Genomic DNA, 23,633 nt, shown 5'->3' on the forward strand with positions numbered 1-23,633 from the left:
TCGCGACCGGGAACATCCACGTCGCGACTCACGTCGCTCCCACAGGGAATTACCTCGCGCCGCCACTCAACTCTTCAGCTTGTACCCCGTCCTGAAAATCCACCACACCGCGATCAGGCAGAGAATCAAGAACCCAATGATCGCCGCCAGGCTGATCACGACATTGACATCGGACACGCCGTAGAAGCTCCAGCGGAAGCCGCTGATCAGGTACACCACCGGATTGAACAGGGTGATCTTCTGCCACACCGGCGGCAGCATGTTGATCGAATAGAACGCGCCGCCTAGGAACGTCAGCGGCGTCACGATCATCAGCGGGATGACCTGCAACTTCTGAAAATCGTCGGCCCACAGGCCAATGATGAAACCGAACAGGCTGAAGGTCACCGCGGTCAGCAGCAGGAAGCACAACATCCAGAATGGATGCGCGATCTCGTAGGGCACGAATATCCGGGCGGTGACCAGGATCAGCACGCCCAGCATCAACGACTTGGTCGCCGCGGCGCCCACATAGCCGACTACCACTTCCACATACGACACCGGCGCCGACAACAGCTCATAGATGGTGCCGGCCCACTTGGGCATGTAGATGCCGAACGAGGCATTGGAAATGCTCTCGTTGAGCAGCGACAGCATGATCAGGCCCGGGATGATGAAAGCGCCGTAGCTGACGCCACCGATGTCACCCATCCGCGAACCGATCGCCGCGCCGAACACCACGAAGTACAGCGACGTCGAAAGTACAGGCGAGGCGATCGACTGGGTGATGGTGCGGAAGGTGCGCGCCATCTCGAAACGGTAGATGGCCTGGATCGCATACCAGTTCATGCGCGCGCCTCCTTGCCGTTGTGGGCATTGCCGTTATGAACCAGGTTGACGAAGATTTCCTCCAGCGAGCTTTCGCTGGAATGCAGATCCTTGAAGTCGATGCCCAGTTCGCCCAGCCGCTTCAGCAACGCGGCAATGCCGGTTTCTTCACTCTGCGCATCGAAGGTGTAGACCAGTGCATGGCCGTCGTCGGTCAGCTCCAGCGGTAGCGCGGACAATTCGCCGGGGATGTCTTGCAGCGGGTTGTGCAGCTGCAGCGTCAGCTGCTTCTTGCCCAGCTTGCGCATCAGTACATGCTTGTCTTCGACCACGATCAGCTCGCCCTTGTTGATCACACCAATGCGGTCGGCCATTTCCTCGGCCTCTTCGATGTAGTGCGTGGTCAGGATGATGGTCACGCCGTTCTCGCGCAGCTGGCGTACCATCTGCCACATGTCGCGCCGCAACTCGACGTCGACGCCGGCGGTGGGCTCGTCCAGGAACAGGATCTGCGGTTCATGCGCCAACGCCTTGGCGATCAGCACACGCCGCTTCATGCCGCCTGACAGCGCCATGATCTTGCTGTCCTTCTTGTCCCACAGCGACAGGTCGCGCAGCACTTTTTCCAGGTGGGCCGGATTGGGCGGCTTGCCGAACAGGCCGCGGCTGAATCTCACCGTGGCCCAGACGGTTTCGAACGCATCGGTGGACAGTTCCTGCGGCACCAGGCCGATCTTGCTGCGCGCCGCGCGATAGTCGCGAACGACATCGTGGCCGTCGGCCAGCACCGTCCCCTCGCTGGGATTGACGATGCCGCAGATGATGCTGATCAGCGTGGTCTTGCCGGCGCCATTAGGGCCGAGCAGGGCGAAGATCTCGCCGCGGCGGATATCCAGATCGACACGCTTGAGCGCCTGGAAACCGGACGCGTAAGTTTTGCTTAGCTGGTTGACGGAAATAATGGATTGCACGGCGCTCCTGCTTGGGTGCGATGAACCGCGTGAATCCTACCGGAGCCAGGCCGCTGCCGTTGTCCCGGATGCGGGAATATGAATCCCTGTGCGTGTACAGACGCGCTGCGGTGCGGCCGCGAAGACACTCCTACGGTCGGGGGCATGGCCCCGCCTACGTGGGTCGGCCCGCACGGCCTACGCGGTTGCACCGTAGTAGCCCGCTCTTCGTAGAGCGGCACCACGATTGCCGGCTGGGACGCCGCTTTCTTCCTGACTCCCAGGTTTCCAATGACGATACGGGGCGGTATTGATGACGTCGGCCCGAATAGGCGTCTTACGTACTTCCCGCTATGTGGCTGATGGTTGGTTCTCGATAGTGGCAAAGCCAGGCACAGCTCCAGCGCCAAGCGTGAGCAGCGCGCGCCCTAACGGGGCAGCGCCTACTTCAAAAGCCGAAACGACCGGCGCGAGAGAACGGCGGTGAAATGCTCATCTGACAGTCGCTCCACGCCTTCGCCGTCCTCTGTCGAGTAAATCGGCGCGGGCTCGTAGGCGGGTTCCACTTCGTTGCCGCCCCGCCGGATTGCATGGCGCGTCTGCTGCAGAATCTTGGCCGGAATCCCGGCATCCGAAACGACATCGATGCTTTGAGTACGAACGTTCATGGCGAACTCCAGTCAGGGAGATCTCAGCGCAGCGTCAGTGGTATCTCGTAACTGCGGTCACGGTACTTGCTGCGTTCATCGCGGCAATAGGCGCTGCCCATGGCGAACTTGCGGCAGATCGCCGGGCGTTGATCGTAGATGGTGCAATGCATGTGGATCGGGTCGACGGCAACGCACCAGCCATCCTCGCCGTGCGCCATGGTGTCCAATCCCGCGGCGGTGCGCTCGACCAGATGACGTGGAACTTTGTCGTCAGGCATCACCACCACCGTCAGCCGGCAGCAGACCGCATCGCAATGCGAGCATGACACTGCTGTATCGACGCGTTGGTCATCATCGCTTTCGTCGATGCTGAGGCGGGGATCGGAAACTTCGGTCATACATAACTCAACGTAGATATTTCAAGAGGCGGCCGCGAAAGGGGAGCGTGTCCTCTTCCTTGAATCGCAGCCGCTGCTCGGTGGAGACGAAACCAAGATCCGACATTGCGCGCGAGAACGCGCCGCTGTTGCCTCTGCCAGGATCGGTGATAAGCACTTCCATGCTCGGCTGCCCATGGCGCCGCACCAATGCGGCCAACAGACGCGCATGCCCGCGTTCGTAAAGCACGTCGCTGCCGATGATCAGGTCGAACAAACCCAGCGCTTCGTCCGGCCTTTCCCAACGCAAATCGCAGTACGGAATCGCAGGAAGGCCGTTCAACTCCGCGTTATCCATGAGAAACGACTCCGCCAGCGGGTGATGATCGCTGGCGGTGATGTCCGCACCGCGCCGCTGCAAAACCAGGCTGGCAAGTCCCAGTCCGCAGCCGATTTCCAAAACGCGCTTGCCGGCTATGTCGTGATGCGACATCTCGTCGGCCATGATCCTGCCCGCCGGCCACGCTTGGCCGAACAACGACCACAATGCCGAGGAAATACCCGCTTGATCCGCCGCGCCGTCCGGATCGGAAAACTGTTGCAGGTCTTTCAGTGCGCGGATTTGGAAATCGTGTCCGCCGATACGAATATCGAGCAAACGAGTGAGATAGGCCGACATCGGCGCTCCCGGGTGCATCGGCGTACTGCACGGCGATGATGCGGAAAGGAGCGAAACGGCGACGGAAACCGGCCGGGCGAAACGCATAATGAATATGTTGCTAGGGCATCGTACGCCCTAATGGCTGGTCATGCGAGAAATTCCTGCTTTTGGCCTGATTGTGAACGCTCATTCACGCCGCCCCACCTGCACCGGAAGTCCGCTTATTTGCGCCTAAATGGACGGGTTGACCCCGCATCGACTCCGAAAAGCGCATACTCGCTAAAACCGACCGGAGCAAGCCCATGATGAGAAGCCATATCGAGTGGTTCAAATTCCATCTGGGGAATCGTCAGAGCATTGGGCCGGCCACATTGCGTGCGCTGTGGTCCGACGCTTGCGATTCTTTCGACATCAGCGTGAATCGGCAGATGCACAGCATCGCCGGGCACACCACCGTTACCTATTCACTGTGCGCGTCGCCGCGGCTGCCTAATCCTAAAGTCGTCGAACTGCGCATGAGAAAGTTGCTGGAATCTTCCAACTACGCCTTCTCCATGACGGTGATCCACCATTGAACACGGCGCCGGGCCGAGCCCTCCCGGCCGTAAACGGGAGAAGGTAATGAGCTTCGATATCGGTATCGGTAAGTGCTGTGGAATCGCGGATGGCTACGTTGATGTCAGCCTTGACAGCGCGATGGTCAGCCGGTTGATTCCCACCCAGGGTTGGCGCAAATCGGGCTCCAGTACGCTGCGTTTGCCGTTGCGCCTGTGCAGTCAGAAAAGGCCGCCAGTCGTGGGGGATGAGGTGTATCTGCCGCAGGAAGTGCTTGCGAAAAGCCAGAAAGGTTCGTTGGACCTGCATGGCGACGGCAACTTCGCGTCAGTTGAACTGATGGCCCTCGTCAAGGATCTCGATCCACGCGCCATGAATCCGCCTGGCGTCAAACCGCGTTCTTCGCGCTGGTAAGCCGCGCTCCGCATCGGAAAGTTCGGTAGGTCGGCCTCACGCGGCCGACGCATGCCATGCAGGGAGCAACACGGCTGTAGGTGTAGGTGGAACGGCCCGTGCGCGCAGCGCACGCTGCGACAAACATCAAAAGCTCGCGGCGAGACGCCGCGCCTACTCTGCACTCTGACCAAGATGCTTTGGAGCAAAGTCGCTGGGTCCCGCGTTCGCCGGGATGACGATGTCATATCTCACGCAACATCTCTGCGACGCGCTTCAGGTTCGCTTGCTTTCATCCGTTTAAACGATCCGCAGAGAAAATAGCTTCATCATCCCGGCGAACGCCGGGACCCAGCGACCTGTGCTTGGTCCGCTACGGACATTAAGCGTCGGGCACAAAATCCAGCGTAGTACGTGTGCCGGTTCCAGCTTGCGCTGAAATATCCAGCGCCCAACCGAGGTGATTGCACAATCGGGAAATCAGTTCCAGCCCGATACCGCCGCCGCCGCGCCCTTCGCCGCGCGCCAGGCGCGTGTAGATAGCGCTGATCTCTTCCGGCGACATGCCATGGCCCGGATCTTCGATGATCACCTTTGCCGGCGTCTCCAGGCGAATCCGGATTTCACCACGGTCGCTATGCTCGATGGCGTTGCGCAGCAGGTTTCCGATGGCCGCCTGTACGATCATCATCGGCGCGAAGATTCCGCAAGCCGGCAGTTCGTCCAGTCTCAGTACCAGCACCTTGTCGCGGGTCAGATAGCGATGGTCCTCGACGATCTCCGGAAGTAGCTGATCCAGTGGCACCTGATCGCTGATATTGGCCAGCCGCGAAGGATCCTTGGCGAGTACCAACAGCAGCCCGATCAACTGTTCGACGTCTTGCGTGGTCCGCTTCACCCTTGTCATTTGCGCGCGTGCGGTAGCACCCAGGCCGGGTTGTTCGAGCGCCAGTTCGGCGGCGCCGGCGATCACCGCGATAGGCGTTCGTAGTTCGTGGCTGGCGCTGTCGATGAAGGCGCGTTCGCGTTCCACGAAGCGTTCATTGCGCCGAAGATAATCATTCAAGGCATCGGCGATGACCACCAGTTCGGAACTGGCATGAGTATCCAACGCCAACGTCTGGCCTTTCCGGTCCGGCTGCAATGCCATGATGCCGCCGGAAAGATCGCTTAGCGGTTTGACCGCCCGGCCCAGGCCCCAGGCGAAAACAGCGCCCAGGATTAGCACCAGGCCGGCCGCGCCCAACAGCATGTTATGGACGATGACCTCCTCGAATCCTTCGAACTCCGTGATGTCCATCGCCAGCGCGATTCGTCCACGTGGCGTGTCGTCAACCAGGACGACGCTCAACACGCCTTCCACAGGAACATCGTCGTGCAAGCCAGGACCCAGGCCTTCCAAGGTGGGCGGCACAGCGCTTTCGCAATTCAACGTGAACAGCCTGAGCGTGTCGGTGTCCTTCCAGCGATAACTGGAATCGTCCGATGCGCGGTGCAGGTAATAGTCCATTTCGGTCTTCAGCAGCGATTGCCAGACCATGCGCTCGGCATATTCATTGACGGCCATGCCGCCAAAAAACAGCGTGAGCGACAACGCGGCGACATAACCCAGCAGCCAGAACAACAGGCGGTTCTTTAGGCTGAGCTTACGCATCGCCGTGCTTGGCCTCGGCGTGTGTGCCGTCGGAGTGAGTGCCCTCGGCGTGCGTGGCGAGCCGGTAGCCCACGCGCGGCAACGTCTGGATCAGCTTGACTGGGAAGGGGCCATCCACGCTGCGGCGTAGTTCGTAGATATGCGAGCGCAGCATGTCGCCGTCCGGCGGACTGTCGCCCCACAACGCATATTCCAGACGCTCACGGGTGACCGCGCCCGGACTAGCCTGCATCAGCACTTCCAGCAATTTGCGGCAGGCGGGATACAGATGCAGCGGCTTGCCCGCACGACTGGCTTCCAGTGTGGCCAGATCCAGGCGCAGGTCATGCACTTCCAGCACGCGTGCACGGCCGCGGCCTTTGGCGCGTGTGACCAGCGCTTCCAGCCGTACTTCCAGCTCGGGCAATGCAAAGGGCTTGGTCAGATAATCGTCGGCTCCCGCGCGAAAGCCGGCGATCTTGTCGGGCAATTCGTCGCGCGCGGTAAGCATGATCACCGGCACATCGGAGACATGTTCTTCGCGTAGTTTGCGCAGCACTTCCGGGCCGTCCATGCGCGGCAGCATCCAATCCAGCACGACGGCATCGTAGGTTTGCATAGTGGCCAAGTGCAGGCCGGTGATGCCGTCTGGCGCGGCATCGAGCGTATGGCCGCGTGCTTCGAAATAGTCGAAGAGATTGGCGACCAGATTCCGGTTGTCTTCAACGACGAGCAGCCGCATGGCAAAGATCCAATGTTGACTCGACAGCATGGCAATGGTCACGTCGGAAACCTGTCGGAACCCGGCCGAACCTGACGGGACGTTTCCCGGGATTCTCCCACGTCGCCAACGCCAAGATGCGGGTAAGTTTTTAGCCAGGCACTGCCCGAATTCTGCTCTCGGATAAACGTCGATCCGATTTAACGCATCGCCAACTTCGCTCCGACCGCTCTCCGACAGACGCGCCTGGAGCATGCCGCGTCGATGAAACGGAGCCGATGTGGCCGCCGTCGAGGTGCGAAGCGATGGCCCTGCGAAGCGTTTCGGAGATGTTGGTCAACGATGGCGAAAGTGGCGGCATACCGACGACAGCTAATCAGCTCCGGTGGCTGGCGAATCATCTGCTGTACCCGGGACTGGCCTTTGCCGTGGCGGTCACGTGGCTGGGTCCGTTGCATGGCGATCTATGGTTTGCCGATCAGCTCTATACCACCGAAGGACATGCATGGTCGTTGCATAGCCACTTTGTCACCGAGCATCTGCTCCATGTCGGCGGAAGGCATTTGAGTGCGGTTGTCTGGTTGGGCGTCCTGCTTGCGTGGATGGCGTCGTGGCGTGCGCCAGCGCTGCGCCCATGGCGGAAACCGCTGCTGTACTTGTGGGTATCGGTGTTGTTGTCGACCGCACTGGTCAGCGTGATCAAGAGGGAATCAGGCCTGGACTGTCCCTGGGACCTGCTGCGCTATGGCGGTGATCGCCCGTACTTCGGCTGGTTCTCCACACGTCCAGCGTGGATGCCGCCTGCGTCCTGCTTTCCGGCCGGACATGCGGGCGCGGGCTATGCGTGGATCGCGCTGTACTTCTTTTTCCTGGACCGACGACCTGCCTGGCGCTGGCGAGGACTGGCGATAGGCCTGATTGCCGGCGCGACTTTCGGTATCGCGCAACAGCTGCGAGGTGCACATTTCTTTTCCCATGATCTGTGGACGCTGATGATCTGCTGGTCTACGGCGCTCCTGCTCCATGTGGGCATGCTGCAGGTAGGCACGGGCGCGTCAGGCCGTGCCGGCGTTGTTGCAGTCATTGATAACGCATCCGAAACGTCGACTATTCCCGCGTCGGGCCCGGCTGCGCCGGGAAACGCGCGATGAGCGCCTGGCCGGCATCCGCGCAAGCCCGACGGTACGTTGCCAACCATTGGCAGGCGTGGCGGAGCTTCCGCCCGGAAATGAGCTTGGAATCGCTGATTCTGTTGACCAGCGTGTTCTTCAGCGTTTTCAGCAATCTGTCTTTCTGGCAGCGGGCAGTACCCGATCCAGTGGCGGCATGGAAGTTCGCTCTTTCCCTGTTCCTGGTGGTGACCTCTCTGCACGCCTTTCTGCTGGGACTGGTGGCGAACCGCTGGATCGCCAAGCCATTGCTGTCGCTGCTGCTGTTGGTCACATCCGTCGCCGCGTACTACATGCACGCATACGGCATCTATCTGGATACGGACATGATGCGCAATGTGTTGCAGACCGACGGCCGGGAATCCAGCGAACTGCTATCGGCGGGTTTGATGCTGCCAATCTTGTCGGCCATGGTGCCGATCGCGTTGTTGTGGCGTGTCCGTATCCGCCGGCGGAAAATAATCCGGGCGCTGGGAATCCGCATCGCGTTCCTCTGCGGTCTACTACTGTCGGGTGCCGCGGGGGCATTGTTGTCGTTTCAGGACCTTTCCTCGCTGATACGCAATCAGCGGGAAGTGCGCTACCTGGTTACTCCCGCCAACTATCTTGTTTCACTGTTGCAGGTGCTGCTGGCCGATCCGCCGGGCCTGAAGCCGCCACGGCTACCGATAGGAACCGATGCGCGCCTGCTTCCCGCCAAGGCCGGCGAAAAATCGCGGCTGCTGGTGGTCGTGATAGGCGAGACTGCGCGTGCCAAGAACTGGGGTTTGAATGGTTATGAGCGCAACACCACTCCGGAGCTGGCACAAGCGGGTGTCATCAATTTTTCCGATGTGACCTCCTGTGGCAGCAGCACCGAGGTGTCGTTGCCTTGCATGTTTTCGCCGTACGGTCGCCATAACTACGATCGCAAGCAGATCGAGCGCCACCAATCCGTGTTGCATGTGCTGCAGCGCGCCGGCATTCCTGTCCTGTGGCGCGACAATCAATCGGGATGTAAGGGCATATGCGAGGGGCTGCCTTTTGACCGGCTGACCGACGCCAAGAACACGGCTCTATGCAATGACCAGCGGTGCCTGGACGAGATTCTCATCCAGGACTTGGAAGCGCGAATTCACCCAGGTGCCGGCGACCGGATCGTGGTCCTGCACCAACTGGGCAACCATGGCCCCAGCTATTTCGAACGCTACCCTGCACGCTTCCGAAAGTTCACGCCTGCCTGCGAAACGCCCGAACTCGGAAAATGCAGTCGCGAACAGATCGTCAACGCCTACGACAACGCGCTGCTCTATACCGACCATTTCCTTGCCACCACTATCGGCCGGCTCAAGGGGGTGCAGGGCTACGACACTGCGATGATCTATGTGTCCGATCATGGTGAATCGCTAGGCGAGAATGGGTTGTATCTGCATGGCGTGCCCTATGCCATCGCTCCTCGCGAACAGACGAGAGTGCCGATGGTGATGTGGTTCTCGCCGGATTTCGCGCGCGACAACCACCTTGATGTAGGCTGCCTGCGCCGGCGAGCAGCCAAGCCGGCCAGCCACGATTATTTGTTCTCGTCGCTGCTAGGCCTGATGCGGGTCGAAACGTCCGTTTACGATCGGTCCTGGGATCTGTTTGCGCAGTGCAGGAGCGCGGCGGGCTAGGGCGAACGGCCACCTTGGTATTCATCCTGCAAAGGAGAGCCTTAGGGGCGCGAGTTCTTCGCTGCTATCGCGATCTGACGGCAAGAGTTCGCGGCGGGACGCCGCTCCGCGCCCCGATAGCCGTTCAGCGAACACGATCAAGAACGCGCCGCAGCGCGTCTGGATGGCGAACAAGAAGTTTCAATCGTCTTTGGCTTTATTGCGATCGGAACGAAAAGCTCGCGGCGGGGACGCCGCTCCTACAAGAGCAAACACCCATGACCTGTAGGAGCGCCGTCCCCGGCGCGAGCTCTTGCTTTATCGAATCGCCAGGGAAAAAGCTCGCGGCGGGACGCCGCTCCGCGCCCCGATAGCCGTTCAGCGAACACGATCAAGAACGCGCCGCAGCGCGTCTGGATGGCGAACGGTGGGCTTCAATCCCTTTTCTTTTCCGCGCGATCTGATGGCAAGAGCTCGCGGCGGGACGCCGCTCCTTCCTATAAAGTTGCTGAATCCAGGAACGCCTGCAACGCTGGCGAACGCGGACGGTTGGCAAGTTCCAGGCGGAACAGCGGTCGCATCAAGTCACCATTGCCCTCCAGTTTGAGTTTGCGCAAACGGCCGATGGCGATCAGGTCCTCCGCCACCACCGCGGGTAGTACCGCCACACCAGCACCGGCGGCGACTGCTCTGGCGATCGCTTCGTTGCTGCCGATCTCGACCCACGTCTGGGGGGCGATTCCGTGCGCTTCGAGCAGTGATTGGGTCACTTGCCGCGTACCCGATCCAGGTTCGCGCAACAGCCAGGTCTGCTTGCTCAGCTCGGCTGCTGTCGGACGGCGTTTGGCGCCCAACGACGAATCATGAGCAACGACCAGCAACAGCGCTTCGCTTTTCCATCGGCTGGCTTCAATTCTCGCGTCGTCCACGGCGCCTTCGACGAACCCCGCATCGATACGGCCATCGACGATCGCGTGGCCGATTTCGCCGGTATTGGCAACCGTCAGGTCGAACTCGATGCCTGGATGCTGTCGTACGAACTGAGCGATGCAGGCGGGTAGCCAATAGCCGGCCACGGTGGTGCTGGCGCCAATCCGCAGGCGGCCTTTGCGCAGTTCGATGCGGTCACGGATGTCTTCCATGGCGATGCGTTCCATGGCGAAGATGCCGCGCGCGTGTTCATACAAGGCTTGCCCGCTATCGGTCAGCTGCACGCCGCGCTGGCCCTTCGCGCCGGATCCGCGCTCGATCAGCGGCAGGTCCAGCTGGTTCTCCAACTCCCGCACGCCCTTGGAAACCGCGGATTGGGTCACGTGCAGTGCGTCGCCGGCGCGGGAAAAGCTCCGGTGCTCTACCACCGTCAGGAACATTCGCAGCAGATGCAGATTCATTACCATGAGTAAAACTCATGCATATGTGAAATATATGCCTTGGACTCATTGTAGCGCTCGGGCTAACTTGGGTGCTTCGTTTTGTCGGCTCCACGTATGCGTCCGGTTTCATCGCCCCGTGCCTGGCCTTGGACTGTCCGGCCCGCCCCGTTCTGGTGGGGACTGGCCGCCGTCGGCGCTATCGCCGCATTGGCGATGATGCTGGCACGGATGCCTTGGGCCCAGGGAGCAGGGCTCAGCGCTCTGACCTTGGCCATTTTGTTGGGCATTGGGCTCGGCAACACCTTGTTTCCTTCGGTTGCGGATCGCACCGCTGCTGGCGTGGATTTCTCGAAGAGCACGCTACTTCGCCTAGGCATCGTGCTGTACGGTTTTCGCATCACATTCCAGCAGATTGCCGAGGTAGGCATGGCCGGGCTGGTGATCGACATGGTGGTGGTGGCATCCATCTTCGGCTTGGCCGTCGGCCTGGGCACTCGCGTATTCAAGCTGGACCGTGAGACTTCGATGCTGATCGGCGCCGGTAGCGCTATCTGTGGCGCGGCGGCGGTCATGGCGGCCGAGCCGGTAGTGCGCGCACAGGCGCACAAGGTGTCGGTCGCCGTTGCCACCGTGGTGGTGTTCGGCACGGTCGGCATGTTCCTGTACCCCGTGCTCTATCCGTATCTGGGTTTCAGCGAACACGCGTATGGCGTGTTCGCCGGCTCGACGATCCACGAAGTGGCGCAGGTAGTGGTGGCAGGCAAGGCGATCAGCGAAACGGCCGCGTCCGCCGCTGTCATCGAGAAGATGTTGCGGGTGATGCTGCTGGCGCCGTTCCTGCTGCTGTTGTCATCGCACCTTCGTCGCAGTACCGACAGCGCGAATGAATCTTCGACTGGCGCAGCAAAGATCTGCATTCCATGGTTCGCCGTGCTGTTCATTGCAGTCAGCGCATTCAATTCGCTGCATCTACTGCCGGAGGCTTGGGTAGCATGCATTGTCCAGATCGACACAGTGCTGCTGGCGACGGCAATGGCGGCGCTCGGACTGCGCACCCAGGTAAGCGCGATTCGCCAGGCTGGCATGAAGCCATTGCTGTTGGCCGCGGTGCTGTTCTGCATCCTGGTGGGTGGAGGTTGGGCATTGAATGCGGGTGTGAATTCGCTGCTGTAGCGAGAACTTGATGGCGGCGCTGGAACCTGAGAAACAACTGCATCGCAATGAGTTACATGGCGGCAAAGCTCCGATGAAAGCGAGCGACGCCTTCGCTGGCAGAATGGGTACGAAACTTCCGGGGTGAAGTTCGTTGGCGTTGCCTCTGGGTAAGTCTGTCGGGGCATTTTCCAGCTCTTGCAGGAGTGGCCTCCTGGCCGCGAACTCTTCCTCGCGATCGGACAAAGGCACGGGTCGCGCCAGGGCGCGCTCATGCGTACCCGTTGGCCTTGCAAATCGATGTTTAGAACTCGCCGCTTCCGCGGACACGAATAATCGAGTTTCGTACTTGTTGCATAGGCGTGCGCCCGGCTGCTGGGCAAACTGCCGGCCACCACAGCTCGTATGGGCCGCAGGAAAACCGCCATGACCAACGTGTTCGCTTTGCGTTCTCTTCGCGAGCCTCGACTATCCGCGGCTCCGGCGCGCCCGGCCGGCGTAAAAACAAAGGCCGAGGCCAAGCTCGCTGCGCTGCTGCGGGATGCCTGCCACCAGGATGGTGCAATCCTCCACCCATTGTTGGCCAAGTTGCTGGCCGCGCATATGCGCAGCCACCACTTGGATGCAAGCGCCAACGGGGAAATCCGCGATGTCCTGGACGAGATCCAGCTGATGGTTTGCCTGGAGATCGAAAGGCAGGGGCTGCGCTATGGGGATGAGTCAATTCCAAGCTGCCAGCCGTCCAGCTTCGCGCGCACATAAATCATCCTGGATTCCCATGCAGCGTTGTCAGCTCACCTATCATCTGCTCGAAAAGTTCAGTGTGGTTACTCCAGGCGTGAATCTGCAGCGTTTGGAAATGAAAAGCTATCCGTGCCAGGACGTCCTGGCACGAATGGAGGAACTGCAAATGGCGGGGTTGATGGATGTCGTGTCGGCATCCGACAAACTGCGCAAGCCATACAGTGGTGCCATAGTCGGGCTGACCGAAGCAGGCGCGGCCCTGCTGGCCAAGATGCGAGATCAACCGCCGCAGACCTAGCCGCATTGCGGAAAACTCGTCGTGCTGGAGCGCTCCTGTAGGAATGCCGTCTCCGACGCGAAGTGTTGTTTGTCTGGTCGTTGAGGGGAGCTCGCGGCGGATACGCCGCTCCGCGCTGCGGTAGCCATTCAGTGCGCACACCATCAAGAACGCACCGCAGCGCGTCAGGATGGCGAACAGGCGGCCTCGCAATATGCATGCGTCGGCAACGGGGGGCTGACCTACGTCCGTCAACCCTTCGTAGGAGCGCCGTCCCGGCGTGAGCTTTTGCTTTGTTCGGCCGCTGAAGGAAGAGCTCGCGGCGAGACGCCGCTCCGCGCCCCGGTAGCCGTTCAGTGCACACGATCAAGAACGCGCCGCAGCGCGACCGGATGGCTAACAGATAGGCTTCAATCGTTTTTGGGAGAAAGGTAAGGCAAGCCGCGTAGGAGCCGTGACGCTCGCTCCCATTCCTTTATCGCCACTGAGCCGATCGTGATAGTGACGAAATTTCGATCTATCTCGATGGGCCCCTTGCGAGCGGTTTCCTATAGTGCGTCTCATGCGATCGGATGCCTGTATCGGCTTCCGGATTCAAGCACGCCATGCCACGGCCGAACGCCAGTGGCACTTACTCACTTCCGGAAACTGAGCCATGAACACAGCCATCACATCGACCAACTCCGCTCCGCAGCTATGGAACACGCGCTACGGCACGATCAATGCATTGCCTGTGGACGACACCATCGCCCGGTCGCTTCGCCAGTATGGGGAGTGGATTGAGCAGGAACTGGATCTCCTGAGCACCATGCTGATGGAAGGCCAGAGCGTGGTCGAATTTGGCGGCGAGTACGGCGCACATACGCTTTGGCTCGCGCGGGCTACCGGTGCTGCAGGAGAGGTGCATGTAATCGAACCGCGCCGGCTCGCCATGCAGCAGTTATGTGCCAATCTGGCGCTCAACGGCCTGAGCAACGTGCATACGCATTCCGTCTGGCTGGGCCGTTCGCCAGGCCGGAACGAACTCGCCGCGCTAATGCCCGATATCCAGCATGGTGCGGCCGGTGGTGAACAAATCCGCATCGCCACGTTGGACGACCTGGCGTTGAGTGCGCTCCATCTGCTGAAGATCAACCTGCCGGGGACGCTGTCGGCGACGCTCGACGGTGGCGGAGAAACCCTGCGCCGCACGCGGCCCTGCCTATATTTCCGTCTGGGTTCTCAAGACGCCGCCGAGGCGGAGATCAAGCAGGTGAAAGATCTCGGCTATCGCTGCTGGTCGCACCTGCCGTACCTGCACAGCCCGCGCAACTATGCCGGCAGCGCGGCGGTCAACCTATTCCCGGGACGCGTGCATCAGAACGTCGTGGCCGCGCCGGTCGAATCGTCCATGGACTTCGAAGAACTCATCGAGCTCTGACGAAGCGGCGGAACGGCCATTCCCCAGTTTGCGCCGCCCTCCTCACTGCCTGTTTCGCTCATGATCGCGTAGGGATATGTCCAAACGTCCATCCAACGGTTCGCCGATGCCGTCTTCGTCGAACAGCATCCTGCCGGCGTGGGCGGTATTGATCGTGTTTGCTATTGCGATCAATGCCTGCGCGATGCAGGCGCCGTCGCAGAGGCCATCGTCTGGATCCATGCCGATAGGAAAATCGATGGACGCGGCAACCGCGGCCATCGACTCAGCCCAGCCGGCCGAATCAATCCGGCCGATCGATATTGCATTGGGCGCAGCCAGGTCGAACGAACCGACGTTCAAGGAAACCACGTCGGCGAATGACGATGTTCGCTCCCAGCCATCCATGGCCGGGAGCGAGAGCTCGTACTCGCTGCCACTTTCTGCCGAGGGGGATGAGCCGTCCACATCAGCCAAGGTTGTGTTAAATACCGACGTTGACACCGCCACCGCCACCGCCACCGCGCCAGCAACGGCATACGCATCGAAGAGTTGGGAATTCTGGGCGGCAATTGCGCTTGCGCTGGTCGCAATAGCGAGCTTCTGGAGTGCCTTGATAGGGCGTCGTACCCAGCGGGCGAGCTTCCACCCAAAGAAAACCGTGCAACTGGCGCGGACCTCGCCGATGGATGCGGCCGCCGTTACTGATGCATCTGGCGGTGAGATACCTTTGGTGCTTGCGCAGGAAGTAGATGCGTTCGCCGAAAAGGCGAGATCAGCAGCTGCGCCGGAGCCGATGGCGGTCGAGCCCATGGTTGTGCCATCGCAAAGAGCGCGGCCTGAAGATGATCCGGTAACGCCCGCATTGGATTTATCCGGTGTGCATTGGATACCGAAGGTGACACAGGTGCCGGCACTGGAAGCGAATCTCTGCATTGATCCCATTCCGGTTACGCTCACAACCACGACGGCCGCCGCCCCTGCTTCTTCCGCAGCGGTCCCTATTGTCGTCAAGCCACTGGAAGCGGATGAAGCACTCAAGGTCGCCAAGCAGAAGCTGTCGGCCGGCAAGCCGCAGGAGGCGTTGCGCGAACTGGCCCCGGTGATGGAGCGAGACGATGCGCCCGCCGATGTCTGGGCGGTCGCTGGCTGGGCATGGTGGAAGTTGGCGCAGGAAGGTGGTGATCCGGGGAGCTATGCCGAAGCGGCCGCTGCTTTCGAGCAAGCGTTGCGACGCGACCCACAACGTGGCGAGATGTCCAGTTGCATCGCGCGTTGCCTGCTGCTGCAAGCCGGTGGCGAACCTGTGTCGGTACGTGCATCGTTGCTCGATCGCGCCATCGCCAACTTCAAGAACGCTGTCGACGCGCAGCACGCACCAGGGCCCAAGCTGTTGATCGACTGGGGCGATGCCTTGTTCCAGCGCGCTACGTTGATGGATGCTACCGAATATCCATCTCGGAGCGTGGAGCTGTTGAAAGCCGCCGAAGTGGCACTGCGGCAGGCGGTCACTGCTGGCGACGGATCGGCAGGCAATGCGGTCTGGCTGCTGCATCAGGTGCTGCGCGTCCGCGCCGATACGCTGCCGGCGCGAGAGGCCGATGCATTGCTTATGGACGCCGATGCGCTGCTGCTGGCCGGCGCCTCTGCCGCCGCGGAACCACAACGTCCATTGTGGCTGGCTGCCCGGATTGAAAACGGTTTGGCCTGGGCCGATCGCGCCAATGCCGCCGATCGCCTGCTTAGGCTTCGCTCACTGCGCGAGCAGCATCACGCGATGCTTGATGGCGATGAAGCGCCGCCGTTATGTCTGCTTGCCTGGGTGGAGCTGCTCGGTCGCGAGGCGGCGCTGCTGCGAGGCGCAGGCGCCCGCGCGAAGCTGGAAGAAGGCGCAGCCGTATTACGGCGCTTGAAGGTCGCGTTGCCCGGCGATCTGCGTGTGCCTGTGACGCATGCACGCCTCCTACGCATGCGTGCTCACCATGAGCGCGGCGGCACCCGCCTGGCGACCTTGAGCGAAGCCGCTGCCCAGCTTGCGCCTCTGCTGGCTCGCGAAGACGCAACTGAATTGCGTCTGGAAAGCGCGCGCATTGCGTTGGAGCAGGCCGCAATGCTGCCTGCGACTGAAGCGACGCCATACTATGCGGCCGCTTCGGCTCTGGCCGAGCCACTGCTGGCGAGCCACTGGTCGAACGCCGCCCTGCATTGCCTGTTGGAAGCACGATTGGGGGGCGACCCTAACGCTGTCGAGGCTGAGTTAGCGGCGCATCTTTTCGCGGTTGCCGAACACGATCCAGCCGCGCGCCTCCTGATTGCTGAGTCCGCGGAGCGTGCTGGCGATGCACGTGCCGCCAGCGCCCATCGAGAAGCAGCGATGCGTCCAAGCCACGCGCGTGATCCGCGTGGGTTGCAGCGGTGGCACTAGCGCGTTTTCTTGGCGGAGAAAGAGGCAGCAATCAGGGTAGTGAGCTAGATCCGCACCGAATGTCCAGGGTCGGTAGCAAGCGTCATCCCGGCGTAGGCCGGGACCCAGCGCCTCACACGCGAGATAGCAGAAGCCACATGGCTTCCGAAGAAGGCCTTTATGGCTTTGGGATGGCGCCTTTGCAGGAGCGGCGTCCTCGCCGCGAGCTCTTTCCTCAACGACCAGACAAAGCAAAAGCTCGCGCCGGGGACGGCGCTCCTACCTGGGTCTTTGTTACGCAGATCATCAAGTGACAGGCTTGAAGGCAAGTCACTTCCAGAGTGACATGCCCATGAGCTCGCAAGTCGACTTTTCGAACAATCTCCATTCTCATCTCCATATAAGTCGCTGTATTGATACCGCCGATGTCGCCTGTAGATGAGGGGAACCAATGCGGTGTGCGCCTGCGCTTCAAATTGCGATTCTGGACGACGATGAAGTACTTCGGGAGCAGGTTCTTCTGCCAAAGCTGACGGACTTTGGATTCGATGTTGCTGGACTTGCGACGACATTCGATCTGCACCGCCATCTGAAAAAGCGCCAGCCGGATATGCTGGTGTTGAACGTCGAATTGCCGGATGGCAGCGGTTTTGAGCTGGCCAAACGCCTGCGGCGGGAACGCCCCCAGATGGGATTGATCATGCTGACGGGTCAGCCGGAATGTGCCGACGAAGTGCGTGCCTTGATCAGCGGAGCCGACGCTTGCGTCTCCAAGCCGATCCGCATGGCGCTGCTTGCAGCGACGCTGCACAGCGTTGCCAGGCGACTGCGGTCATCTGAAGCATACGCAGCGCCCGAGAGCCGATGGCATTTGCGGAGTGATGGATGGTGCCTGGCGTCTCCCGCGGGACGTTCCATCGGCCTGACCAGAAGCGAACGGCGTCTGGTCCAGCGGCTGGTCAGTTCGGAGGGCAGCGTGGTATCCAGGACCAAGCTGGTCGAGGAGTTGACTGACGATATCTTCGACTACGACATGCACCGGCTCGATTCCATCGTCCACCGATTGCGGCGCAAGGTGATGAGAGCATGTGCCGTCGAGCTTCCGCTGTCATCGGTGCGTGGAGAGGGGTACTGCTGGACGGCGTAGTCGATTTGTATCAGCTGAGATCCATGCTGAAAAATAAGTCGAGGGGAATGCCGACAGGAGCGCCGTAAATCCATGTAGGAGCGCCGTCTCGGCGCGAGCTTTTTGCCTTTTCTTCCCGCCGCAGGAGAGCTCGCGGCGGGACGCCGCTCCGCGCCCCGATGGCGGTTCGGCGCGCGCGATCAAGAGCGCGCCGCAGCGCGTCGGGGTGGCGAACAACAGGCGGGCTCAACTGCTCCTGGCATTGTTGCGAAATGACGGAAAGAGCTCGCGGCGGGACGCCGCTCCTACAAGAGCAAGGCCACCTATGAGAACGAAGCGAACACGCAAGACGGAGACCATGTAGGAGCGCCGTCTCGGCGCGAGCTTTTGCCTTTTCTTCCCGCCGCGGAGAGAGCTCGCGGCGGGACGCCGCATCTACAAGAGCACGGTCGTGATCCATCGTCTCAATGAAGCGACTCTTCCTGCTGCTTCAATCACGCGCAATGCCGGTGAGATAGCGGTGATGCAGCAGTGACATAGCGTGCGTGACAGTCTGATGAATGAGAAATAACTTCGCTGCTTCACTGCTGCAGCGACTCTCGCATGCCGCAGCCCCATCAAACGAGTAAAGCGCGGCATTGCCCTGACTGTTCGAACGCGAACAGACGCAAGCTGATCTTTGCTCTTCGACCCAGGAGAGATGATGAACAAGATTTTCCGTCTTGTGTGGAGCAATGCGCTGCAGCAGTTGGTGGTTGCTTCCGAATTTGCGTCGGCCAAAGGAAAAAGTAGCAGCAAGCGTCGTGTAGCGATCGCGTGCTCTGCAGTGAGCTTGTTCTTCGCATTGCCGGCGATTTCAGCGGAGAGTCCGGATCTCACGAATTCGCAAACCAGCCGCGTGTCCTGTGAGGTGCTGGAGGGAGAGGCTGAGATGACCGACTGTCCGATGTCAGTGGAGGACAATCTGGCCACGGCTTCAATACCCGTTCCGGACAATGACCTTTACCTCAAGATCAGCCCGAGCCAATCCGGAGCGATCGAAGCCAGCATAGACGGAGACAACAGTATTGCCTTGGGGTCTGGCAGCGCTGTCGTTGGAGATCACAGCACGACGGTCGGAAACGGCAGTGTTGTCGAGGGACTCGGCAGCGCAGCGTTCGGTGCCAATGCGGTCACGCTCGGCGACGCGAGTACCGCCATAGGCACGAACTCGCTTGCTTTTGGTTTCGGGAACACCGCGCTTGGCGCGTCATCGGAGGTTGTTGCCGAGCAAGCCGGCACCGCACTGGGCGCGGATAGTTCCGTCGAAGGCAACGGTGGCACGGCGGTGGGCGCGATGGCGTCGACTCACGGCCCCGGCAGCGTCGCGGTCGGATACAGGAGTGGGACCGGAACGGATGCCGAGGCCGCCGTGGCAGTCGGCGCTTTTTCCGGCGCGGGGAATTTCGGCGTGGCGTTGGGTGGTTACTCAGTGGCCTTGACTGACGCCGTGGCCGCCGGCGCCTTCAGTCAGGCGATCGGAAGTGGTAGCACCAGCCTGGGTGCATTCAGTACCGCTGTGGGCAACCATGGCGTGGCGCTTGGCCGTTATGCCGCCGCCTGGAGCGAAGGTGCGATAGCGATCGGCGGCTCGGCTGAGTGGGTCGACCATGACGGAGATGGCTTGCCCGACATCGGCGAGACGACCTATGCCGAAGGCGACGGCGCCATCGCGTTGGGAAGCATGGCCGGTGCTCTTGGCGATGGCGCGCAGGCGCTCGGTGCCGGTGCTGTGGCGCTCGGCGACCACGCAACGGCGAGCGGTGCGATGAGCACAGCCGCTAGCGATTCCAGCACGGCCACTGGCGCCTACAGTTCGGCCAATGGCGTGGAAAGCAGTGCTTATGGCTATCAGGCTTTGGCAGACGCCGATTACAGCGTCGCGGTAGGTAGCGGCAGTGTGGCATTCGGCGAAGGCGCCTCCGCGTTCGGCACAGGCGCCGCCGCGATTGGCGACTATAGCCATGCAGGCGGCTATGGCGCGGTTGCCGAAGGCGATGGCAGTGTGGCATTCGGCACCGGCGCGACGGCAGCGGGGCTGGCCAGCTTTGTCGGTGGCAGCAATGCCCAGGCCAATGGCAACAACAGTGTGGCGCTAGGCGAAAGAAGTACCGCGAACGGAACGAAAAGCGTATCGATAGGTTCCGAATCGCAGAGCAATGGGTTGCACGCCATCTCCATTGGTGGAAGGTCGTTGGCCGATGCTCCGTTTTCGATTGCGATAGGCTCCGGTGCCCACACCGGTGATCGCCGGGCTATCGCGATCGGAGCCGGCGCGTCAGCAGCCGGTGGTGACTCCATTGCATTGGGTACGGCGGCGGAAGCCGGTGATGATGCGGTTGCCATCGGCCGCGGCGCAGTTGCCGGTCGATGGGTATATGACGGGAGCGGTGAAGGTACGCTCGTCGGCTCCGGCACCGCGATCGGTGGCAACGCCAAGGCCACAGGCTTGTTCAGCACAGCCGTTGGCGGTTATTCGGACGGGTCGAGAAGCTCGGCGGGTGCCGACGGCAACTACAGCACGGCGCTCGGTTCCGGCGCATACGCGGGTTCTTACTCTGGCAGCACACTGGTCGGCGACTTCACCACGGCCATAGGATCGGAAGCGTGGGCAGTTGGCGGTGCGGCGACCGCCCTGGGCTTCAATAGCTTCGCGCAGGCCGATAAGGCGACCGTGCTGGGCGCCAATGCCTGGACGACATCGGAAGCGAGCAACAGCGTGACGCTCGGCCAAGGCTCGTTGGCGGATCGCCCGAATACCGTATCGGTTGGCGCCGCGCAGGATTGGACCGACGCCGCCGGTACGGTGAACCCGGCCATCGACAGGCAGATCGCCAACGTCGCTGCCGGCACCGAAGGCACCGATGCCGTCAACGTCGACCAGTTGAGCGAAGCGATTGCCGACGTGGGTACGGAGGCAAGCCGATACTTCAAAGCCAATGGTCTGAAGGATGGCAGCGATGATGCGGTCGCCGCTGGCGTGGACGCGGTGGCAATGGGCGCCAGCGCCACGGCGCTCGGCAATCAATCCACGGCAAGCGGCGCGATGAGTTCGGCCGCGGGCGAGTCCAGCACCGCCGCCGGCGCCTACAGTTCGGCCAACGGCGTGGAAAGCAGTGCCTATGGTTATCAATCCTTGGCAGACGCCGACTACAGCGTCGCGGTAGGTAGCGGCAGTTTGGCCTTTGGCGAAGGTGCGACCGCGCTCGGTACCGGCGCCACCGCGCTGGGCCAAGGCAGTACGGCCGTTGGTTGGGGCAACAGCGCGCTGGGTGCTGACAGCACGGCGATCGGATCGGGTAATACGACTGCTGGCGAGAATGGCATAGCGATTGGTTTCGACAATCGAGCGGACGGAGTGAATAGCGTCGCGATGGGCTATCGCTCCCGGGCCGAGGCGGACAGGGCTACGGTGGTCGGCCACAATGCGGTCAGCCAAGCAGTGAGTGGCATCGCCATCGGCGCTGCCTCGCGGGTTTACGACAGCGGACTCAACGGCATTGCCATCGGCACGCTGGCCAATGTAACCGGCAATAACACCATCGCCTTGGGTACGCTGACGACAAGCAATGGCACATCGGCTCTTGCGGTTGGCAGCTTGTATCTCAAGCCGACAAGCAGCGGTTGGGCACTCACCAGTACGGTCGCAAGAGGCGAATATGCGGTGGCATTTGGTGCCGGTGCGCAAGCCGCTGAGCGCGCAGTATCAAACGGCCGAAGAGGGAGCAAGAACTCGCTTCCGACAGGTTGGCGGTCTTGACCGCGCAGGCCGAGGCAGTCCGCGCTGACTTATCGAGGCTGCGACAAGAGTTGGCCGCTCTCCACGAAGAGGAGAGCACAAGCCACGCCCACGGGTTGCGGAACGCCAATGAGAAGCTGTTGATTGCAGCGCTTGATGCGCGCAAGGTAGCCGAGACAGCGAAAGAAAGCCTTGCTGGCTTGATTGTTTCCAGTCAAAGAGACGTCTTGACGAACACGCCTAACCGCGCGCTGACGCTGGAACGGCTTGAGAATGCAATCGGAATGGCGACGCGTCACAACGCGCAGATGGCTGTGCTCTTCGTGGACATCGACCACCTCAAATTGATAAACGATTCGCTAGGCCATGCGGCGGGCGATGCAGCGCTGCAGCTGGCGGCGCGCCGGCTCGAATCCATGGTCCGCAGCACGGATACGGTAAGCCGGCATGGCGGCGATGAGTTTGTCGTTTTGCTCAGTGAACTTTCTCAGCCAGGCGATGCGGCCGATATAGCGCTGAAAATGCTGGAAGCTTTGGCAATTCCTACCCAAGTGGGTGGGCATGTTCTGAGTCTGACCGCCAGCATCGGTATCTCCATTTTCCCCTTGGATGCGTCTACAGGACCGCAGCTGATCGAGCACGCGGACGAGGCCATGTATGTAGTCAAACGGCTCGGAGGTAGTCGTGTCGGTTTCCATGAGCCAACTCATGAACTAATCGCCTCGAGCCGACCTAAGCTATCGGGGCAGCCGAGCATGGCACAGCTGAAGCAGGCCAACGAACAGTTGGTCATGACCGCCCTTGCTGCTCACCAACTCAAGGATCTTGCGGATGATGCGCGCGACAATGAGATCAAGTTCTTGGCAATGGTGGCCCATGAACTGCGTAGTCCGTTGACCGCTATTCAATTGGCGGCGGACATGTTGAGTTTAGGGTATATCGAGGAAGCGCCGCCAAATAAGCTGAAGAAGATTATCGAGGATGAAGTTCAGCATTTGGTTTACTTGATCGAAGATCTACTCGATGTATCGAGGATCAGTACAGGTAAGCTGCGTATGGAACTCAGTGAGGTGGACGTAGGTGCCGTTCTGGAGAAGGCAGTGGAAACTGGTATTCCCGGCATGATGGAGCGTTCGCAAACGATTGACGCTAGATTGTCCTCGAGACCTATATTTGTTCGAGGCAGTAAGGTGCGCTTAAGGCAGATCTTCAGCAATCTGCTCGACAACGCCTCCAAGTACACGCCTATGGGTGGTCATATCGACGTGAGCATGGAGGCCGTGGGGGATGAGGTCTTGATAGTGGTTTCCGACAACGGCATCGGTATACCCACCCATGCGCTACCGCATATTTTTGATCTGTTCGTGCAGGAGGTCGGGGCTCTGAGGTTACACAGTGGAGGCCTGGGGATAGGCTTGGCCCTTGTCCGCGAACTTGTTGCCGCGCATCAGGGCACCGTGAGCGCGCAAAGTAGCGGAAGGAACCAGGGCAGTAAGTTCATCATCACCCTCCCGACAATCTTAGCGGCCCGAAGATCGCTTGACCCTGTCAAGATCACTGGTCCGTCAGATCGCTAGCCCAAGTGAGTCGATGCCTTTTTCGTTTTTCTACATCCTTGGTAAAGCCAATGTCTGAGGGCAATTTGTAGGAAGAGGTTGTCCACGTGACTGCTGCGGACGAATGTCCATGCCTCAGGTTTTTTGACCATCGTCGTACTCCGGGTTCGACCATAGCGGGCGCCGAGGAGCTCGCCTGTACTTTCCGCTACAGCCCTCCACAGGCTTGTCGTTGCCGCTACCTGGCGTATACTGGCCCCCAGTATCAGAAGAGCCCGCC

22 protein-coding genes are annotated in these 23,633 nt (G+C 60.9%); 13 read left to right on the forward strand and 9 right to left on the reverse strand.

Translation table 11 applies throughout. The annotated features are described in order from the left end of the window. Nucleotides 1-66: 66 nt before the first annotated feature. From AB6O04_RS16930 to AB6O04_RS16950, 5 genes are all read right to left on the reverse strand, one after another. Complete coding sequence (locus AB6O04_RS16930) at nt 67-828, reverse strand: ABC transporter permease (protein WP_368565371.1); 762 nt, start codon at nt 826-828, stop codon at nt 67-69. Beyond that, nucleotides 825-1,778 carry an ABC transporter ATP-binding protein gene (locus AB6O04_RS16935; protein WP_368565372.1) on the reverse strand — a complete coding sequence of 318 codons (954 nt, stop codon included), beginning with the start codon at nt 1,776-1,778 and terminating at the stop codon, nt 825-827. The genes AB6O04_RS16930 and AB6O04_RS16935 overlap by 4 nt, the downstream gene beginning before the upstream one ends. Nucleotides 1,779-2,200: 422 nt before the next feature. Then, nucleotides 2,201-2,425: a hypothetical protein gene (locus AB6O04_RS16940; RefSeq protein WP_368565374.1), complete on the reverse strand. Its 225-nt coding sequence runs from the start codon at nt 2,423-2,425 to the stop codon at nt 2,201-2,203. A 23-nt stretch (nt 2,426-2,448) separates the two neighbouring features. Continuing rightward, nucleotides 2,449-2,805 (reverse strand): YkgJ family cysteine cluster protein, encoded by a 357-nt coding sequence (locus tag AB6O04_RS16945; RefSeq protein WP_368565376.1) that lies wholly within the window; start codon nt 2,803-2,805, stop codon nt 2,449-2,451. Nucleotides 2,806-2,812: 7 nt separating this feature from the next. After that, nucleotides 2,813-3,463 (reverse strand): methyltransferase, encoded by a 651-nt coding sequence (locus AB6O04_RS16950; protein ID WP_368565377.1) that lies wholly within the window; start codon nt 3,461-3,463, stop codon nt 2,813-2,815. 284 nt (nt 3,464-3,747) lie between these two features. Here AB6O04_RS16950 and AB6O04_RS16955 point away from each other — a divergent pair, with 284 nt between their 5' ends. Together AB6O04_RS16955 and AB6O04_RS16960 are read left to right on the forward strand one after the other, a co-directional pair. Next, nucleotides 3,748-4,020: a hypothetical protein gene (locus AB6O04_RS16955; protein WP_368565378.1), complete on the forward strand. Its 273-nt coding sequence runs from the start codon at nt 3,748-3,750 to the stop codon at nt 4,018-4,020. A 46-nt stretch (nt 4,021-4,066) separates the two neighbouring features. Beyond that, nucleotides 4,067-4,414, forward strand: coding sequence for a hypothetical protein (locus AB6O04_RS16960; RefSeq protein ID WP_368565380.1), 348 nt, complete (start codon nt 4,067-4,069; stop codon nt 4,412-4,414). A 361-nt stretch (nt 4,415-4,775) separates the two neighbouring features. On the opposite strand, the gene AB6O04_RS16965 is transcribed toward AB6O04_RS16960, so the two are convergent. After that, the gene (locus AB6O04_RS16965) at nt 4,776-6,047 is read right to left on the reverse strand and encodes a sensor histidine kinase (RefSeq protein WP_368565381.1); all 1,272 of its coding nucleotides are present in this window, start codon (nt 6,045-6,047) and stop codon (nt 4,776-4,778) included. Further along, nucleotides 6,040-6,768 (reverse strand): response regulator transcription factor, encoded by a 729-nt coding sequence (locus AB6O04_RS16970; protein WP_368565382.1) that lies wholly within the window; start codon nt 6,766-6,768, stop codon nt 6,040-6,042. The genes AB6O04_RS16965 and AB6O04_RS16970 overlap by 8 nt, the downstream gene beginning before the upstream one ends. Nucleotides 6,769-7,052: 284 nt before the next feature. Here AB6O04_RS16970 and AB6O04_RS16975 point away from each other — a divergent pair, with 284 nt between their 5' ends. Continuing rightward, on the forward strand, nt 7,053-7,898 hold the full coding sequence (locus AB6O04_RS16975) for a phosphatase PAP2 family protein (protein WP_368565383.1): 846 nt from the start codon (nt 7,053-7,055) through the stop codon (nt 7,896-7,898). 77 nt (nt 7,899-7,975) lie between these two features. After that, the gene (locus AB6O04_RS16980) at nt 7,976-9,565 is read left to right on the forward strand and encodes a phosphoethanolamine transferase (RefSeq protein WP_368565424.1); all 1,590 of its coding nucleotides are present in this window, start codon (nt 7,976-7,978) and stop codon (nt 9,563-9,565) included. A 476-nt stretch (nt 9,566-10,041) separates the two neighbouring features. Here the strand turns inward: AB6O04_RS16980 and AB6O04_RS16985 are convergent, their stop codons facing one another. Then, nucleotides 10,042-10,935 (reverse strand): LysR family transcriptional regulator, encoded by an 894-nt coding sequence (locus AB6O04_RS16985; protein WP_368565384.1) that lies wholly within the window; start codon nt 10,933-10,935, stop codon nt 10,042-10,044. A gap of 96 nt (nt 10,936-11,031) precedes the next feature. Between AB6O04_RS16985 and AB6O04_RS16990 the strand changes: the two genes are divergently transcribed. From AB6O04_RS16990 to AB6O04_RS17005, 4 genes are all read left to right on the forward strand, one after another. After that, nucleotides 11,032-12,090, forward strand: coding sequence for a YeiH family protein (locus AB6O04_RS16990; protein WP_368565386.1), 1,059 nt, complete (start codon nt 11,032-11,034; stop codon nt 12,088-12,090). A gap of 405 nt (nt 12,091-12,495) precedes the next feature. Next, nucleotides 12,496-12,831 (forward strand): hypothetical protein, encoded by a 336-nt coding sequence (locus AB6O04_RS16995; protein ID WP_368565388.1) that lies wholly within the window; start codon nt 12,496-12,498, stop codon nt 12,829-12,831. A gap of 16 nt (nt 12,832-12,847) precedes the next feature. Further along, complete coding sequence (locus tag AB6O04_RS17000; RefSeq protein ID WP_368565390.1) at nt 12,848-13,111, forward strand: hypothetical protein; 264 nt, start codon at nt 12,848-12,850, stop codon at nt 13,109-13,111. A 634-nt stretch (nt 13,112-13,745) separates the two neighbouring features. After that, on the forward strand, nt 13,746-14,510 hold the full coding sequence (locus AB6O04_RS17005; protein ID WP_368565391.1) for an FkbM family methyltransferase: 765 nt from the start codon (nt 13,746-13,748) through the stop codon (nt 14,508-14,510). 42 nt (nt 14,511-14,552) lie between these two features. On the opposite strand, the gene AB6O04_RS17010 is transcribed toward AB6O04_RS17005, so the two are convergent. Beyond that, entirely contained in the window at nt 14,553-15,302 is a 750-nt protein-coding gene (locus AB6O04_RS17010) for a hypothetical protein (RefSeq protein WP_368565392.1), read from the reverse strand. A 4-nt stretch (nt 15,303-15,306) separates the two neighbouring features. On the opposite strand from AB6O04_RS17010, the gene AB6O04_RS17015 reads away from it, so the two are divergent. The 5 genes from AB6O04_RS17015 (at nt 15,307) to AB6O04_RS17035 (ending at nt 23,374) form a co-directional block, all read left to right on the forward strand. Continuing rightward, complete coding sequence (locus AB6O04_RS17015) at nt 15,307-16,914, forward strand: hypothetical protein (protein WP_368565394.1); 1,608 nt, start codon at nt 15,307-15,309, stop codon at nt 16,912-16,914. A gap of 137 nt (nt 16,915-17,051) precedes the next feature. Next, nucleotides 17,052-17,207 (forward strand): hypothetical protein, encoded by a 156-nt coding sequence (locus AB6O04_RS17020; RefSeq protein ID WP_368565396.1) that lies wholly within the window; start codon nt 17,052-17,054, stop codon nt 17,205-17,207. Between the two features lie 137 nt (nt 17,208-17,344). Beyond that, the gene (locus tag AB6O04_RS17025) at nt 17,345-18,040 is read left to right on the forward strand and encodes a response regulator transcription factor (RefSeq protein ID WP_368565397.1); all 696 of its coding nucleotides are present in this window, start codon (nt 17,345-17,347) and stop codon (nt 18,038-18,040) included. Between the two features lie 682 nt (nt 18,041-18,722). Then, nucleotides 18,723-21,818 carry an ESPR-type extended signal peptide-containing protein gene (locus tag AB6O04_RS17030; protein WP_368565398.1) on the forward strand — a complete coding sequence of 1,032 codons (3,096 nt, stop codon included), beginning with the start codon at nt 18,723-18,725 and terminating at the stop codon, nt 21,816-21,818. Beyond that, the gene (locus AB6O04_RS17035) at nt 21,815-23,374 is read left to right on the forward strand and encodes a diguanylate cyclase (RefSeq protein WP_368565400.1); all 1,560 of its coding nucleotides are present in this window, start codon (nt 21,815-21,817) and stop codon (nt 23,372-23,374) included. Before AB6O04_RS17030 ends, AB6O04_RS17035 begins: the two co-directional genes overlap by 4 nt. The last annotated feature ends 259 nt before the right edge of the window (nt 23,375-23,633 follow it).

The organism is Pseudoxanthomonas sp. UTMC 1351 (genome assembly GCF_040948865.1).
GTDB lineage: Bacteria > Pseudomonadota > Gammaproteobacteria > Xanthomonadales > Xanthomonadaceae > Pseudoxanthomonas_A.